At 60.8% G+C, this 16,330-nt stretch carries 13 protein-coding genes and 1 pseudogene; 5 read left to right on the top strand and 9 right to left on the bottom strand.

Annotated features, from left to right (window positions below; translation table 11 throughout):
- Positions 1 to 48: 48 nt before the first annotated feature.
- Positions 49 to 303 carry a hypothetical protein gene (locus tag ACLH0H_RS27270; protein ID WP_076952414.1) on the top strand — a complete coding sequence of 85 codons (255 nt, stop codon included), beginning with the start codon at positions 49 to 51 and terminating at the stop codon, positions 301 to 303.
- Here ACLH0H_RS27270 and ACLH0H_RS27265 read toward each other — a convergent pair.
- Positions 296 to 1,189: a LysR family transcriptional regulator gene (locus ACLH0H_RS27265; protein WP_411380442.1), complete on the bottom strand. Its 894-nt coding sequence runs from the start codon at positions 1,187 to 1,189 to the stop codon at positions 296 to 298. The two genes, ACLH0H_RS27270 and ACLH0H_RS27265, sit on opposite strands and share 8 nt — an antisense overlap.
- An 81-nt stretch (positions 1,190 to 1,270) precedes the next feature.
- Here ACLH0H_RS27265 and ACLH0H_RS27260 point away from each other — a divergent pair, with 81 nt between their 5' ends.
- Positions 1,271 to 2,197: a carbon-nitrogen hydrolase family protein gene (locus ACLH0H_RS27260; RefSeq protein ID WP_411380441.1), complete on the top strand. Its 927-nt coding sequence runs from the start codon at positions 1,271 to 1,273 to the stop codon at positions 2,195 to 2,197.
- A 253-nt stretch (positions 2,198 to 2,450) separates the two neighbouring features.
- On the opposite strand, the pseudogene ACLH0H_RS27255 reads toward ACLH0H_RS27260, so the two are convergent.
- From ACLH0H_RS27255 to ACLH0H_RS27245, 3 genes and pseudogenes are all read right to left on the bottom strand, one after another.
- Positions 2,451 to 2,621, bottom strand: a pseudogene (locus ACLH0H_RS27255) (GNAT family N-acetyltransferase); the annotation flags it as partial.
- A gap of 23 nt (positions 2,622 to 2,644) precedes the next feature.
- Positions 2,645 to 3,106, bottom strand: a complete 462-nt coding sequence (locus ACLH0H_RS27250) for an LEA type 2 family protein (RefSeq protein ID WP_411380440.1) — start codon at positions 3,104 to 3,106, stop codon at positions 2,645 to 2,647.
- A 12-nt stretch (positions 3,107 to 3,118) separates the two neighbouring features.
- Positions 3,119 to 4,549 carry a nucleobase:cation symporter-2 family protein gene (locus ACLH0H_RS27245; RefSeq protein WP_411380439.1) on the bottom strand — a complete coding sequence of 477 codons (1,431 nt, stop codon included), beginning with the start codon at positions 4,547 to 4,549 and terminating at the stop codon, positions 3,119 to 3,121.
- Positions 4,550 to 4,783: 234 nt separating this feature from the next.
- Between ACLH0H_RS27245 and ACLH0H_RS27240 the strand changes: the two genes are divergently transcribed.
- On the top strand, positions 4,784 to 6,409 hold the full coding sequence (locus ACLH0H_RS27240) for a methyl-accepting chemotaxis protein (protein ID WP_411380438.1): 1,626 nt from the start codon (positions 4,784 to 4,786) through the stop codon (positions 6,407 to 6,409).
- 226 nt (positions 6,410 to 6,635) lie between these two features.
- Here the strand turns inward: ACLH0H_RS27240 and ACLH0H_RS27235 are convergent, their stop codons facing one another.
- The 5 genes from ACLH0H_RS27235 to ACLH0H_RS27215 form a co-directional block, all read right to left on the bottom strand.
- Positions 6,636 to 7,613, bottom strand: a complete 978-nt coding sequence (locus ACLH0H_RS27235; protein ID WP_411380437.1) for a 2-hydroxyacid dehydrogenase — start codon at positions 7,611 to 7,613, stop codon at positions 6,636 to 6,638.
- Positions 7,610 to 8,902: an MFS transporter gene (locus ACLH0H_RS27230; RefSeq protein ID WP_411380436.1), complete on the bottom strand. Its 1,293-nt coding sequence runs from the start codon at positions 8,900 to 8,902 to the stop codon at positions 7,610 to 7,612. Before ACLH0H_RS27230 ends, ACLH0H_RS27235 begins: the two co-directional genes overlap by 4 nt.
- Positions 8,903 to 8,947: 45 nt before the next feature.
- Positions 8,948 to 9,889, bottom strand: coding sequence for a sugar kinase (locus ACLH0H_RS27225; RefSeq protein ID WP_411380435.1), 942 nt, complete (start codon positions 9,887 to 9,889; stop codon positions 8,948 to 8,950).
- Positions 9,882 to 10,664, bottom strand: coding sequence for a sugar phosphate isomerase/epimerase family protein (locus ACLH0H_RS27220; protein WP_411380434.1), 783 nt, complete (start codon positions 10,662 to 10,664; stop codon positions 9,882 to 9,884). Before ACLH0H_RS27220 ends, ACLH0H_RS27225 begins: the two co-directional genes overlap by 8 nt.
- A gap of 87 nt (positions 10,665 to 10,751) precedes the next feature.
- The gene (locus ACLH0H_RS27215) at positions 10,752 to 11,816 is read right to left on the bottom strand and encodes a LacI family DNA-binding transcriptional regulator (protein WP_411380433.1); all 1,065 of its coding nucleotides are present in this window, start codon (positions 11,814 to 11,816) and stop codon (positions 10,752 to 10,754) included.
- 230 nt (positions 11,817 to 12,046) lie between these two features.
- Between ACLH0H_RS27215 and ACLH0H_RS27210 the strand changes: the two genes are divergently transcribed.
- A complete protein-coding gene (locus ACLH0H_RS27210) occupies positions 12,047 to 14,014 on the top strand; it encodes a hypothetical protein (protein WP_411380432.1) in 1,968 nt (655 codons plus the stop codon).
- A gap of 146 nt (positions 14,015 to 14,160) precedes the next feature.
- Entirely contained in the window at positions 14,161 to 16,179 is a 2,019-nt protein-coding gene (locus ACLH0H_RS27205; protein ID WP_411380431.1) for a hypothetical protein, read from the top strand.
- The last annotated feature ends 151 nt before the right edge of the window (positions 16,180 to 16,330 follow it).

Below are 16,330 nucleotides of genomic sequence, written 5' to 3'. Positions count from 1 at the left end.
CGACCTACGGTGTAAGATGCCACCTATTTACGCAGCAGGTAATCCAACATGAGCTTCAATCTTGCCAACAAAACCCTCGCCGAACGCGCCGAGCTGGAAGATGAAAAGTCGCGTCTCTACGACCTGTGGCAAACCAACCTGGGCAAAGCCAAGGGTGAGGCCGCGCGGTTGTTCGGCGAACGCGCCAAGCGCAAGGGCAAGTGGGCCGAATGGGTGCGCGCGGAACTTGACGGCATGTCGCCGCCGGAGTTCGCCAACATGGTGCGCAGTGAGGTCAACAAGCTGATGGCGGCGGCTAAGTAAAGCTCGCCACCACCGCTTCGCGAACTTTCAGCAATAGTGGATCAAGCTGCGCCTGGGTGCGCCAACCCAGCTCCACCGGATAGCGCGGCAGAGCCAGCGGGCACGGCACTACATGCAGGCCGGTCATTTGCGCGATGGCCCGCGCGGCATGCCCCGGAATGGTCGCCACGGCCTGGCTGCCCTTGAGCAAAAACGGCAGCGCGGCAAAGTGGCTGGTGGAGGCGCACACCTGGCGCGTCAAGCCCTGCGCCGCCAAGCCCTCGTCGGTGATGCCGATAAACCCGCCGGACGACACCAGCACATGCTCGCGAGCGACGAACTCCTCCAGGCTGATGCCGGGCTGGCTTGAATCCACCAGGCAGCAATAATCCCCCTCCGCCAGCACCTGGCGACTCAAGCGGCTGTGGGCGAAACCGCCGGCGGTAATCGCCAGGTCGAGCGTGCGGTCGAGCAGGGCGCCCGCCACGATCTGGCTGTGGGTCTGACGGAAAATCACGCGCAGTTTCGGCGCCCGTCGGCCGATCTCTTCCATCAGCCGGCGGCCATAGGCAATCTCGAAATCATCGGACAAGCCCACTACCACGGAGCGGCCCTGGTACTGCGGGTTGTGCGGATTGGCCATTGCCAGGCTCTGTCGACACCGATCCAGCGCTTCGCTGATCAACGGTTTCAGCTGGTTGGCCCGCAAGGTCGGCGCCAGGCCGCGCCCGGTGCGCACGAACAATTGATCGTCATACACCTCGCGCAAGCGCCGCAGCCCGGCGCTGATGGCCGATTGGGTGACACCCAGGCGCAACGCCGCGCGGCTGGCGCTGGACTCGTCATGCAGCGCTTCGAAGGTTTTAAGCAGGTTGAGATCGACCTGGGCGATATTTATCTGGCTCATATCATTCAGTGCTGAAGTGGGCTTTATTCATGATCCAGGCTGGCGGGAGAATGGGCAACCCCTGACTTCGGAGTGAATGTGATGCCTGTTTCTACTGTAGCGGCCCTGCAAATCGGCTCCTTGCCTGGCGGCAAGGCTGACACCCTGGCGCAGATCCTGGCCTATGAACACGAAATCCTGCGCAGCGGTGCGCAATTGGTGGTGATGCCTGAAGCGCTGCTGGGCGGTTATCCCAAAGGCGAAGGGTTCGGCACGCAACTTGGCTATCGCTTGCCCGAAGGGCGCGAAGCCTTTGCGCGTTATTTTGCCAACGCCATCGACGTGCCAGGCGCCGAGACCGAAGCGTTGGCGGGTCTGTCGGCGCGCACCGGTGCGAGCCTGGTACTGGGTGTCATCGAGCGTAGTGGCAGCACTTTATACTGCACCGTGCTGTATTTTGAACCGGCGGGTGGTCTGGTGGCCAAGCACCGCAAATTGATGCCGACCGGCACCGAGCGGCTGATCTGGGGCAAGGGCGACGGTTCGACCCTGCCGGTGATCGATGCCGCCGTAGGACGCATCGGCGCAGCCGTGTGCTGGGAAAACATGATGCCGCTGCTGCGCACGGCGATGTACGCCAAGGGCGTCGAAGTGTGGTGCGCGCCGACGGTGGACGAGCGCGAAATGTGGCAAGTGAGCATGCGCCACGTGGCCCATGAAGGGCGCTGCTTTGTGGTCAGCGCGTGCCAGGTGCAGGCGTCGCCCCAAGCGTTGGGGGTGGAGGTCGCCCATTGGCCGTCGGACCGTCCGTTGATTGCCGGCGGCAGTGTGATTGTCGGGCCGATGGGCGACATCCTGGCCGGGCCTTTGCTGGGTGAGGCGGGGTTGCTGACTGCACGGATCGACACCGCTGACCTGGTGCGCGCGCGGTATGATTATGACGTAGTGGGGCATTACGCCCGGCCGGATGTGTTCGAATTGGTGGTGGATGAGCGCGCAAAACCGGGCGTGCGTTTTATCACTGATTAAACACAGTCAGGATTGTGGGAGTTGGCTTGCCTGCGATAGCCATAAGTATCCACACAAGTTTCAAAGGCTGAAAAAATTCCCTGTAGTGAGCGGGCTTGCCCCGCGCTGGGCTGCGAAGCGGCCCCAAATCAGGCAAGTGTATTGATCTGAAGTAAAGCGGTGTCTTTATTAGGGCCGCTTCGCAGCCCAGCGCGGGACAAGCCCGCTCACTACAGACCGCGATCGCAGGCAAGCCAGCTCCTATATTAGATGCTCATCGGCCGCAAGATTTGGCTGCCAGCCATTCAGCGCGGGTCATTTCCCATAGGTCGCGCGGGAGGGTGCCCTCGACAAACTCGCCGTCTTCCGTCCTGATCAGCCGCATGCCCGTACGCTCGGAAATCCGCCGTGACCCCAGGTTGGGCGCGGCCTTGGGTACCCGCATGGACAACACAGGTTGCATGGCGTTTACCAAGTCGCGGTATTCGGAAGGTCCAGTGTGCCACGGTCCACAAAGCGCATCGTGCCGAACACGCCGCCAGCCAATTTGCCGCGCAGCACATAGGGCAGGTTGTTCAGGCTCTGGGTCTGGCTCAGGCCCAGGGTCTGGCGCAGAAAGGAAAACGCCGACACACTCACCGGCACCATTAGCACCGTCTCGGAAAAGCGTGGGATGGAGCCGCTCTGATCACTCACCCCCGACGCCAACGGCCGGCCATTGACCTCCAGGTCCAGGGCCACGCCGTTGTAGTCGATGGCCGTTTCATTGGGGTTCTGCACCCGTAGTTTCACGGCGAAGCGCACTTCCAGCTCCTGGCTTTGCAGCGGCTCGATGCCCACCACAGTGATGTTCACCGGGTCACGGTTGGGGAACAGCGCGCAGGCGCTCAAGGTCAGCAGCAACAGCGATACAACCATGAGCTTGCGCATGTAACGGTGCTCCTATTTCTTCGTGACGTCCGGGTCCTGCATCACTTTGAGGGTCGAGGACTCCGGATCGAATTCATCTTCTTCCAGCTCTATGAACTCTTCAGGCAGGAAAATGTTCAGCACGATGGCACAGAAAGCGCCCACGGTGATCGGCGACTCGAAGATGTTGTGCAGCGCCTTGGGTAGCTCGCGCAGCACTTCCGGCACGGCCGCAACGCCCAGGCCCATGCCCAGCGAGATCGCCACGATCAGCACATTGCGCCGATGCAGGCCGGCTTCGGCGAGAATCTTGATGCCCGCCACGGCCACGGTGCCGAACATGATCAGGGTCGCGCCGCCCAGGACCGGCTTGGGCATCAGTTGCAGCACCGCGCCGACCATCGGGAACAACCCCAGTAGCACCAGCAGGCCAGCAATAAAGTACGCCACGTAGCGGCTGGCCACACCGGTCAGTTGGATCACGCCGTTGTTCTGGGCGAAGGTCACCATCGGCAAGCTGTTGAAGGTGGCCGCCATCGCCGAGTTAAGGCCATCGGCCAGCAGGCCTGACTTGATGCGCTTGATGTACAGCGGACCCTTGACCGGCTGCTGGGAAATCATCGAGTTGGCCGTCAGGTCACCGGCCGCTTCCAGAGGCGAAATCAGGAAGATCACCGCCACGGGAATAAACGCTACCCAGTCGAACGAGAACCCGTACTTGAACGGCACCGGTACGCTGATCAACGGCACCTGAGGCAATGCCGCCAGGTCCACGCGGCCCATCAGCCAGGCCACGACGAAGCCCAGGGTCAGGCCGATCACGATCGAGCCCAAGCGCAGGAACGGGTTGTTGAAGCGGTTGAGCACCACAATGGTCAGCAGCACCAGCGCCGCCAGGCCCATATTGCTCGCCGCGCCGAGATCGCTGGCGCCGAAGCCGCCGGCCATGTCGGTCACCGCGACCTTGATCAACGACAACCCCATCAAGGTGATGATGGTACCGGTGACCACCGGGGTGATCAGCTTGCGCAGCTTGCCGATGAACTGGCTGAGCACCACTTCGATGAAGGCTGCGAAAAAGCAGATGCCAAAAATCGTCGAAAGGATCTCATCGGTGCCGCCGCCGCGGGCCTTGACCATAAAGCCCGCGCTGAGAATCACGCTGATAAACGAAAAACTGGTGCCCTGCAGGCACAACAAACCCGAGCCGATCGGGCCGAACGTGCGCGCCTGCACAAAGGTGCCGAGCCCCGACACAAACAGCGCCATGCTCACCAGGTAAGGTACTTCGCTTTCCAGGCCGAGCACGCCGCCGACGATCAAGGTGGGGGTGATGATGCCGACAAAGCTGGCCAGCACATGCTGCAACGCGGCAAAGATCGCCGCGGTGAAGTGCGGGCGGTCTTCCAGGCCGTAGATCAGGTCGGATTTATAGCGCGGGCGGGGGGCTTGAGCGTCAGACAAAATGAGGGCTCGGGTCAGAAAAGGGAGGCGCAGGATGCCAGAAACGGCCAGTCGTCAGAAGTGTAATAAATTTTTTATAAAGCGCCCTGCGCCAAATCCCGACATCAGCCGATACCTCGTATAGGCCTACCTATCCATGCCAACAGGGGGGGCCACGGTCTGGGCAGCGCGTTGGCGCTGACGGATCGTTTCGCGGCAGGACGCTAGCAAACATTACTTCTGAGAGCCTCCCTTATGTCCCTCCGTCATCTGAACATTGCCCCTCGCGCATTCCTCGGGTTTGCCTTCATCGCCGTACTGGTGGTCATCCTGGGGGTGTTTGCGGTCAACCGCATGACCCTGATGCGCCAGGCTTCGTCGGACATGAGCACCAATCAGCTGCCCAGCGTGACGTACTTGGGGCACATGACGGAAAACGTGCTGCGCATGCGCATCCTGTCCTTTCGCGTGCTGGTCAACCGTGAGCCGGCTGCCCTGCAGGAAGCCGAAACCCGCATCGGCGTGCTGGTCGACAAGGCCAGGGCTGCGCAGAGCCACTACGCCGCGTTGCCGGCAGGTGCCGAAGAGGCGGTGCTGTACAAGACGTTTGCGACGACCCTGGACAACTATGTCAAGGCCCAGGCCGACATGATTGCCCTGTCCAAGCAGGACAAGGTCGATGAAATGCGTGCCCTGATCAACAGCCGTATCAAGGAAGGCACCGACCAGATGGGCGAGCAGTTGAACAAACTGATCGCCCTCAACGCCGCTGGCGCCAAGGCCGCCGATGCCCAGGCCGAACACAGTTACGAGGCCGCCATTACCGGCGTTATCGTAGTGTCGGTCGCCGCTGCGCTGCTGACCGTGTTGCTGGCTTGGCTGCTGACCCGCAGCATCGTCGCGCCGTTGCGCAAAGCCGTGCAAGCGGCGGAAAGCATCGCCGGCGGCAACCTGACCGCCACCATCGAAGACGACGGCAGGGATGAACCGGCGCGCCTGATCAGTGCTTTGTCGGCCATGCAGACCAACCTGCGCCAGACCATCCAGCACATCGCCGGCTCGGCCACGCAGCTGGCGTCCGCCGCCGAAGAACTGAGCGCGGTCACCGAAGAGGCCTCCAAGGGCTTGCAGCAACAGAACAACGAAATCGACCAGGCGGCTACCGCGGTCAATGAGATGACGGCGGCCGTGGAAGAAGTGGCGCGCAATGCGGTGTCCACGTCCGAGGCGTCCGGGCAGTCCAACCAGGCCGCGCGCGAAGGCCGCGACCGGGTGATGGATACCGTCGGCGCGATCCAGACCATGACCCAGGACGTGCAGAACACCGCCGTGATGATCGAAGGCCTGGCCACTCAGGGGCGTGACATCGGCAAGGTGCTCGACGTGATCCGCGCGATCGCCGAGCAGACCAACCTGCTGGCGCTCAACGCCGCCATCGAAGCGGCCCGCGCCGGTGAAGCCGGGCGTGGCTTTGCAGTGGTTGCGGACGAAGTGCGCGCATTGGCCCATCGCACGGCCCAGTCGACCCAGGAAATCGAAAAAATGGTCGCCGGTATCCAGAATGGCACCGGTGAAGCCGTGCAATCGATGCAGCAGAACAACCAGCGTACCCAGAACACCCTGGAAATGGCCCGCGCCGCCGGCGTGGCGCTGGAGCAGATCACCCAGTCCATCAGCTTGATCAACGAGCGCAACCTGGTGATCGCCAGCGCGTCGGAAGAGCAGGCCCAGGTGTCCCGTGAAGTGGACCGTAACCTGGTGAACATCCGCGACCTGGCCACGCAGTCGGCGGCGGGCGCCAACCAGACCAGCGCGGCCAGCCATGAGTTGTCGCGCCTGGCGGTGGATTTGAATGGGATGGTGGCGCGGTTCGTTATCTGACGAGCGACGCCGTCCAACTGTGGGAGCTGGCTTGCCTGCGATAGCAATTTGTAGTGAGCGGGCTTGTCGAATCGTCGCACCGCCCGCGCTGGGTGGCGAAGCCGCCCCAAACCAGGCGACCCCGTTTCATCCTGAACGTGAGCGGCGTCTTCATTGGGGCGGCTTCGCCACCCAGCGCGGGGCAAGCCCGCTCACTACACGGTTGGTTTTGTGGTGTGTCAGGGGGCTATTGCTGCCAGGCTGCTGGATTGACCAGGTTCTTGGGCTTCTCTCCCGCCAACGCCGCCAACAGATTGTCCACCGCGCACGCGGCCATCGCTTCGCGCGTTTCATGGGTCGCCGAGCCGATATGCGGTGTGGCCACCACGTTATTCAGGCGCAGCAGGGGGGAGCCATGATCGAGCGGCTCCTTTTCGAACACATCCAGCCCCGCCGCGCGGATAGTGCGTTGCTGCAACGCCTCGACCAGCGCCGCCTCATCCACTACCTTGCCCCGCGAAATATTGATAAAGATCGTCTCCGGGCCCATCAGCGCAAACTGTTCGGCGCCGATCAGCTTTTCGGTCTCGGCGGTGAGCGGCAGCGTCAGGCAGACAAAATCGGCCTGTTGCAGCAGGTCATTCAAGCTGCGGTACTGCGCGCCGAAGCGTTCTTCCACGTGTGGCTTGGGTGAATGGCTGTGGTAGATCACCGGCATGCCAAACCCAAAATGCCCGCGCTGGGCCAGGGCTTCGCCGATGCGGCCCATGCCAATGATACCGAGGGTCTTGCCGTGGACATCGCTGCCAAAGTGCGCCGGGCCGATGTTTTTGTGCCACTGGCCGGCGCGCACCATGTCGGCGAGCTCGACCACACGCCGAGCCGTCGCCAGGATCAGCGCAAAGCCGGTGTCGGCGGTGGTTTCGGTGAGTACGTCCGGGGTATTGCTGAGCAGGATGCCGCGCCCGGTCAGGTAGTCGATGTCGTAGTTGTCGACGCCCACCGACACGCTGGCTACCGCCTCCAGTTTCGGTGCCAGGTCCAGCAGCGTGGCATCCAGGCGCAGGCTGGCACCGAGCAGGCCATGGGCGCCGGGCAGGGCGTCGCGCAGCTTGGCCAGGCCTGGCGCGTCCAGGGCTTCAATCAGCGTGACCTCGGCCTGTTCATGCAGGCGGGCCATCAGCGGCGCGGAGAGTTTCTTGTACAGCACGACAGATTTTTTCATGAGGTTTTTACCTTCAACTCCAGGGTTGGCACCCGCACGCGGTCACTGGCGCCGGGCTTGAGGAAAATCGTCAGCACCACCGACAGCAGCAACGCACCGCTCATCAGCAGGTACGACGCACCGGGCGAACCGGTGCTGCTATTGAGGTAACCCACCAGGTACGAACCGCCGAACGAGCCGAGGGCGCCCATGCTGTTGATCAACGCCATGGCGCCGCCGGCGACGTTGGCCGGCAGGATCTCCGGCACGATGGCGAAAAACGGCCCGTAAGGCGCATACATGCAGGCGCCGGCGATCACCAGCAAGGTGTAGGACCACCAGAAATGCTCCGCACCGAGTACGTAGGACGCGTAGAACGCAATCGAGGCGATCAGCAGCGGCGGCCACACAAAGCGTTTACGCTTTTGCAGCTTGTCCGACCCCCAGCTCACCGCCAGCATGCCGATCACTGCTGCCAGATAAGGCAGCGCCGACAGCCAGCCGGCCTCGACCATGTCCATCTGCAAACCGGCCTTGAGGATCGACGGCAGCCACAGCACAAAGCCGTACACGCCGATGCTCCAGCAGAAGAACTGCAGCGCCAGGATGATCACCTTGGGCGAGCGAAAGGCTTCGGCGTAGTTCTTCACCGCCTTGATACCGACTTGCTCGGCAGCCAGGGCGCTTTCCAGGCCCTGTTTCTCGGCATCGCTGAGCCATTTGGCATCCTTTGGACGCTCATCGGCCAGCTTCCACCAGATGAAGGCCCAAAACACCGCAGGCAGACCTTCGATGATAAACATCCAGCGCCAGCTGAAATGCTGCACCAGGTAGCCCGACACCACCGACATCCACAGCATGGTCACCGGGTTGCCGAGGATCAGGAAGGTGTTGGCGCGCGAGCGTTCGGCCCGGGTGAACCAATGACACAAGTACACCAGCATGGCCGGCATCACCGCCGCTTCGACCACGCCGAGCATGAAGCGGATCACGATCAGCATGTAGGCGTTGGACACCACCCCGGTCAGGGTGGCCAGGCCGCCCCAGAGGATCAGGCTGACGAATATCAGTTTCTTGACGCTGCGCTTTTGCGCATAGATCGCCCCCGGCACCTGGAAGAAAAAATAACCGAGGAAAAACAGCGCCCCCAGCAACGACGACATGCCGTGCGTGATCATCAGGTCTTCGGCCATTCCGGAGGCAGCGGCGAAGCCATAGTTGGCGCGGTCCAGGTACGCCAGGCTGTAGGTGATAAAAACGATGGGCATGATGTACCACCAACGACGGGTGGCGAGTTTCACGGTTTCCATGGGGTTACTCCTGAGCTTGTTGTAGTTGTGGCAACAGGGTGTGGGTCAAGCGACGGATCGGGTGGGCAGCTCTGAACGGCTGGGCAAGCCTTCCATATCGCCACGGCTCTGCACGGCGCGGCTGCCGATCCAGTTGCCGCGCTGTACCGCTTCGGGAAAGCTGAGGTTTTCCAGCAGCGCGCTGATCATGCCCACGGCGAAACCGTCGCCGGCGCCGACGGTGTCGACCACGGTGTCCACGCGCACGGCGGCGACAAAGCCCTGGTCCATCTGGGTGCGGTAATAGGCGCCGTCGGGGCCGAGCTTGATCGCCACGGCTTCGGCGCCCTGGTCGAGGTAGAACGCGGCAATGTCGGCCGGGTCATCGAAGCCGGTGAGCAGACGGCCTTCGCTCAAGCCCGGCAGGACCCAATCGGCCCTGGCGGCGAGGGCGTTGATCTCGCGGATCATCGTCTGCTGGTTGGCCCACAGCGACGGACGCAGGTTGGGGTCGAACGACACGCTGCGCCCGGCCTTGCGCATCTGCGTCATCAGCTCCACCGACAGCTCGCGGGTGGCTTCGGACAAGGCGGGTGGAATACCGGTGGCATGCAGGTGCCGGGCTTGCAGCAGGGCGGGGCTGATAGAGTCGACCGACAAATGGCTGGCCGCCGAACCTTTGCGAAAGTATTCCACCTGGGGATCAGCGCCGGCGTCTTCGCGGGACTTGAGTTGAAAACCGGTCGGATGCAAAGGATCGACCGCCACGTGCCGGCAATCCAGGCCTTCTTTCGTCAAGGTGTCGATCACGAAACGTCCGAGGGAATCGTTGCCGACCCGGCTCAGCCAGGCCACGTTGAAGCCAAGGCGCGACAGGCCGATGGCGACGTTGCTGTCGGCGCCCGCGATACGTTTGTGAAACTGCGCGACCTGGGCCAGGTCGCCGGTCTGCTCGGCGACGAACATTGCCATGGTTTCACCAAACGACAGGATATCGATCTCAGACATGCGCATTCTCCGCACGGGGTTGGCCCAGCAGGGCGAGGGCGGTGACTTGCCGGGCGGTGACGTCGATCAAGTCATCGCCTTGCAGCGGAAATTCCACCGCCCGTGTAATACCTGGAGTCATCAGCTTGAGCAGTTGTTCCCACAGATACAGGTCGCTGGCACCGGGTGGCTGCGCGACCAGCTTGCCGTCGGCGCGACGGGCCACCGCCTTGCAGTGCAGATAATCCACATGCCGGCCCAGCAGGCGCGCGGCGGTGAGGGCGGATTGGTCTTGCCACTGCCAGTTGCCGATATCAAAGGTCATCTTGACCGGCAGGCCCAGGCGTTCGACTTCGCTGAAGAAGCGTTGCATCGGCTCGATGCGGCCGCCGTGCAAGGTCTGGTCGTTCTCCACCAGCAGCTTGACCGGGTGAGGATTGAGCAGGGCGTGCAGGCTTCCCAGGTCGTTGGTGTCGGTGAAGTAGCCGAGGGAGACTTTCAGCCAGCGTGAGCCGAACGCCTGGGCTCGGTCCAGGGTGGCGGCGAGTTCGGCATTCGGTTGGGCGCGGCCGGCGACCCACAGCTTCAGGGGCGATGAGAACACCGATTCCAGGCCATTTTCGGCGGCTGCCTGGGCCAGTTCGGTGGGCTGCTCGACGGTCAGCAATTCCTCACGCCACTCGATGCGTTGGGCACCGGCGCTGGCGAGCAATTGGACGAAACTCAACTGGCCCTGCTGGCGAACCAGGTCGGCGCCGTAGCTGGAAAGACTGATGGAGACGTGGTGTTTATGCATTGTTATTTACCTCTGAAACCGGTTTCATTTTTATACGCAGAACGAAGAACAAACTGTGGGAGCTGGCTTGCCTGCGATAGCGGTGTGTCAGGTACCTTGATTGACCTGATGCACCGCCATCGCAGGCAAGCCAGCTCCCACAAGGGACTGCGTTGAGCCTCGGATAATGAGTTGCGGCAGGAAATCCAGGGTACGCGTCGGCTCGGTATCACCGCGCAAGCGCTTGAGCAGGCAGTCGAACGCCGTGGCGCCTATCGCCTCGGTCGGCTGGGCGAGGGCGGTGATGCCGCTGCCCACCAGCGGGTACCACTCCAGGTCATCCAGGGCGATCAAGCCGACATCACCGAACAGGTTGCAGCCCAGGTTCTTCAGCGCACGGGTGCAGGCCAACGCCGCAACGCCGTTGGCGCAGAACAGCGCCTTGGTGCCAGGTTTTGCAAGAAAGCTCTGCAGATGGTTTTCCAACGCTGCATCCAGCTCAAGCACCGCACCGGTCAACGCCGGACGCCTGGCGATTTCGGCCTTGAAACTCTCCAGGCGCTCCAACCGCGAACTGGTGCCATCGGTGGCTTCGCTCACCAGCAGCACATCGCGATAACCCTGTTGCTCCAGGTGCTCCACCGCCATGCGCACCGCCGCCGGGTTGTCCAGGCCAACCAGGTCGCTGTGCAGCGGTTCGACCTTGCGGTCCACCAGCACCAGGGGCATTTCCCGTTGCAGTTCCAGCAGTTGGTCGAGGTGATGGCCGAGGGTGTTCACGATCAGCCCTTCGATGTTGTACGAGCGCAGCGCCGCCAGATGCTGGCGCTCTTGCTCGTCATCGCGGTCGGTGTTGCACACCACCAGGCTGTAGCCGTGTTGGCGGCAGGCGGTTTCGACGCCGTGCATCACGGCAATGGAATAAGGATTGCGGATGTCGGCCACCAGCATGCCGATCAGGCGAGTGCGCCCGCGTTTGAGACCACGGGCCATCTGGTTCGGGCGATAGCCGAGTTGTTCGATGGCTTGCTCGATGCGCAGGGCAATGGCATCGGAGAGCAGGGCGCGGTCGTCGCCGATGAAGCGCGAGACGCTGGCCTTCGACACGCCAGCGCGTTCGGCTACGTCAAGCATGGTCACGCGGCTGCGCTGGGCGGCGGAAAATGAAGTCACGGTAGAGCCTTTCTTATTGGAGTGAGCAGCCACAGTCATACGTCAACTGAAACCGGTTTCAGAAGACACCATGTAAGAACAATCGTCAAGCTCGCGCTGAGTTAAACAGGGGGGATTCGCTTCTTTAAAACGACAAGTGGTAGGGGTTACCTGTTAGTTCTGACAGTTTCGGCAGCCTGTAGGCGGGTGTTTAATGAGCGCACCCGTCTTGGAAGGAAGGAGTTCGAAAAATGCCCGATTCAGAGCCGATTGCCTCTCATCAGACGGTTTTCCTGGGTGCACCTGATGGAGTTCTGATGCATGGCGATTTTCACGAGATCGTCGGGGTGGATCCCACTGACACTGAGGGGTTGATTCCCCTGGCGGTCTCACTTTCACCTCTGCGATGCCTGATTTCTCGATGGATACCGGGCCCATCATTTGGCAGGGTCGAAACCCTCGAACTCTGGTGGCGTATACAGGGGGTCGACGTGCCGGCCGATTCCCATCCCTTTACCGGCCCGCTGGATCCTGCTGACTTTCCCTTCGCGTTGTATGTGCCCGCGGATTACATGCGGGAAGTCGACGCGATCGTTGAGCTTTACTTTCTCATCAGAGATGAGACTGGCTTTGTCACCCCATCAAATCCTGTGTCGCTAAGGGTGGATAACAACCCGCCGAGGTTCGCCGACCCTGATGAACCTGCTCGATTTGTTGATCCGAATATTGCATTGACGGGCATCACTGAGCAGGTATTGGCTGATAACCCGTTCATAGAAGTTCTTGTTCCCGACCCTGTCGTCAGGGAAGGACGGCACCAGATAGGGTACTACCTGGACCACAACGTGCCGCCTGTTCCGGCGATCCAGAAAGGCCGGCAGGAGTTTGTATTCACGGGTGCGCCGATGGTGTTGCGTATTCCTGCAGATGTTTTCCGCACGCTGATAAACGGTACAAACCATTTGCAGTTTCGCCATTATGATCGCGCTGGAAACTTCAGCGGATATAGCGCCCCACTGACGTTTCAGGTCAACCTGATGCCCCTTCCCCGCAACCTGCCGCGCCCCCGGGTTCGCCCTCCCGCCTATGACGATTTTTTGCTTGTCCGCGAAGATGCGCGGGCGACGGTCGCTGCCGGTATCCCGACTCCATACGATAATTATGCGCCTGGAGACAGCGTGGTATTGATTTTGGACGGCCGACCGGTGCTGCCGCCGCAACCGATCACCGCCTTTCCCCATTGGGTCGATATACCGTGGAGCATTTTGCGCCCTCCGGGCACGCTGATTCGCGAACAGGATGAAGTGCGTTACGAGATACATCGCTCTGGCATCACTCCAGTCTCATCTCCATCGGATTTTTTTTGGGTGGATTGGACCATCGCCGGGCAAGACCATGCCAACGCACCCGCCAGGCTTAACGCGACTCTGGCACGGGTAGATGTCTTTGGCCTGGGCTCGGGATCGCATAATGAACTTGATAATCGGGACGAGGTGTTGGGCGCGCAGGTGTGGGGCACACTGTATGTCGCTCCCGTCGCCGGCGAGCGTTTGACACTTCATTGGCCGAATGTGGGGCCCGTAGCGCACTATGACGTCCAGCCGGGCGATGTATTCAACCAGCCTTTCAGATTCTTGCCTGATGTATCAGGCACTGCGATTAGAACAGGCGGCAATCACCCACAACTTCCGGTTTTTTACGTGACCACCAATGGTGTCAATGAACAAGATTCACCCACAACGCTGTTGAATGTTCATATAGATCCCTTGGTTATCCTGAAGCCACCGATCATTCAACACAGTTTGCACGGTGGCGCCCAATACCTGACGTGTGACTCCCGCCCCGCAATTTGCGACGGCGTGATATGGCACGTGCCGCCTGATCCTGCCTTCCAGTTGAATGACGATATTGAATTCAGTTGGTATGGCTATTCCACGAACAATGGCAGCGGTGTTCCAATTTCCGGAACGGACTTTGTGACGACTATTGCGCTAAGTACTGCGAACGATGTGGCGGCCGGTATATTTGTGACTGTTTTGCCTTGGTCGAAAATTGAACCGATGCGTAGATACATGTCTGCGGAGGGGCGTTATCGCCTGCTCTGCGGTGGGGGTGCGATAGGCGCATCCACCCGGAAGGTGGTCCTAATTGATCGGGTTTCCGCGGGAACCGGAACAGTTTGTATGCCGGGAGATACCGGATTTTGTGATGGTAGTTGAGTCGTTTAAGTGTGGGTTTGGCGACAGGTTGTTGTGCAGTGGCGACAGAGCTTGTGTTCAATCGAAACAAAAGAGAACGTTTACTTCTCAGGCGCGGTGCGCTCATGAAGTTAACGAATGTCGAAATTAAATCATGGGTGAAATAAATGAAGCGTAGAAATAGAAGGTTGCTCAAGAATGCTCCAAGTGCCGATCCAATACCCATCTCGTTGGATCCGCCATTGATAGATGGCCTGGTCGATCCCGCCACCTACGGGGGGCTTATATACCGTGATAAAGCGGACCAAGCGTTTCTGGATGTTGGTATTCCCACCACTACTTGGGACCCAGCCCCGACGAATCCGTTAAGGGCGGATGTCCTGGACCTTTATCTCGACGACCCTGGTAACTTCGAAGGCGGACATTTTTTCAGTGAGCCCGTTTTTTTTCCGGTCGGTGCCATTCCGGCGACGCACCCTGTCCGAATCCCGCGAAGGCTCCTGACGGCGGGGCACCACGGGGTCTCTTACAAGATCACGTCGGGAGGCCCCGGAGGTAATGAATCCGGCTCCACAGTGGCGGATTTGGACATTGACCGTGATGCCCCTTTCGACAGCGTCCCTTACGTGCCGCCAGCGTTGACGCTGCCGCCGGGTTGGCCGGGTCGCCTCACGGAAACTTTCCTGGCTAGCTTCGATGCTGAGGGGGGCGTTCCGTTTGGAATACCTGATTACGTAGCAGAAGGGGCTGACCCAGGCGACCGCTGGCGCTTGTTCAAGGCCGGATCCAACGTGCCTATCGCGGAAGGCCCGGTGTTCCCTGATGAGGTCGTGCGGTATTCCCGCGCCTTGGCCGAGGAGGCTGATGGTCCGATACAGCTCGCGTACCGCCTTGTGGACGTCGCCGGAAGCGTCAGTGATCTGTCATTCGAATTACCTTTCTCTGTAGCGCTTGAGCCTCCTCCAACGCTGGCCGCCGCAGGCGTCAAGGATGCCGTGACCCCGGCCGGCGCGGGGGACCGGCTGCTTGATTATGAAGAGGCGGGTAGATCGAACGGTGCGTTTGTGATTATTCCCGGCTACGTCGCGGATCGCTCAACGGATCAATTTTTGGTGCGCCTGAGCACCACTCATGGCACACGCGATATTGGGCCGTATCCTCTGGGTGGATCGCCGTTCCCTTATAATTTTTATATTCCGTATGCGGTTCTCAAGGCGCTGTACGCGACCAGCATCGGCCGTATAAATCTGGGTGTGATTTACTCGGTGATCCGTCACGGTGTGCCTCATGTGGTGCCCACCGCCACGAACACCGACTATGATTTAAGCAAGGGCGGGCCGGACTATCCTGAGGAACCCGACCCGGTCAACAGCAATCTGCCGCGCCCTGTGCTCACCGGGGCCGGCTCGGGCAAGGTCAATGAACTTGATGAAGACGATGATGGGTTGAATGCTGACGTAGCGGTGACATTGTGGAGTGGCGCGCCGCCGCCTTCGTCCAGAGATTTCACAATCCACCTGTTCTACATGGGCGAGCTGGTGGACAGCAAGCCTGTGGTGGCCGCGACTGCCCTGCCCGGGGACATAATCGCCATGAAGGTCCCCTGGCTCTATATTAAACGCCACGCCAACAACCTTATTCCGTTGCACTATGAAATCGAAATTGCCGGTACAGCAAACCGCAGCAGATCACCGACCCAGGACATCAACGTCACTGCCAATGTCATTTCCTTCCTGAAACCCAGCGTCGTGGGCGCATTGCCCGAGGTGCCTGGAACATCGCCGCTGCCGGGAGAGATTCGCTGTGGTGCGGTGCCGGCACCGCAAAGGGTTGTACGTGTCTCGGTCCCACCCAATACCTTGTTGGCGCAGGGCATGACCATCACGGTGAACTGGAACGCCCGCAGCAATGATGATGGTACTGGCCCTCTCCCGGCGGCCTCGGGAACATTTCCCTATGGACCCATTTCGTCCACAGAGGCGTTACTCGGGTTTACGGTGCCCGTGGGACCTTTCCACACCTACGTTTCTCCGATCAATGCGGCCGACAACGCAAGAGGTTCGGTGATTATCTCCTATACGGTGCCGAATATCGGCACTTTACCCGTGCCCTCGGCCGAAGCCCTCTTCTTGGTACGTGTCGTCGCGGCAGGCCCGGTCTATTGCGATGGCGTGCCATGGCCTTGATAGCAGCCCTTGAGGTCGTTTGAGACGAGGAGCCAGAGGCTCCTCTTTTTTTTGACCGATTTTCCCGTTCACTCTCACGTCCAGATAAATCCTACATACCCGTACGCCTCCCATCCCTAATCTGCGGCCCGTCGAGGCTTGGTCCCATCTC

Source organism: Pseudomonas sp. MPB26, assembly GCF_046605355.1.
Classification (GTDB): domain Bacteria; phylum Pseudomonadota; class Gammaproteobacteria; order Pseudomonadales; family Pseudomonadaceae; genus Aquipseudomonas; species Aquipseudomonas cedrina.
This window is presented reverse-complemented; position numbering and strand designations above follow the sequence as displayed.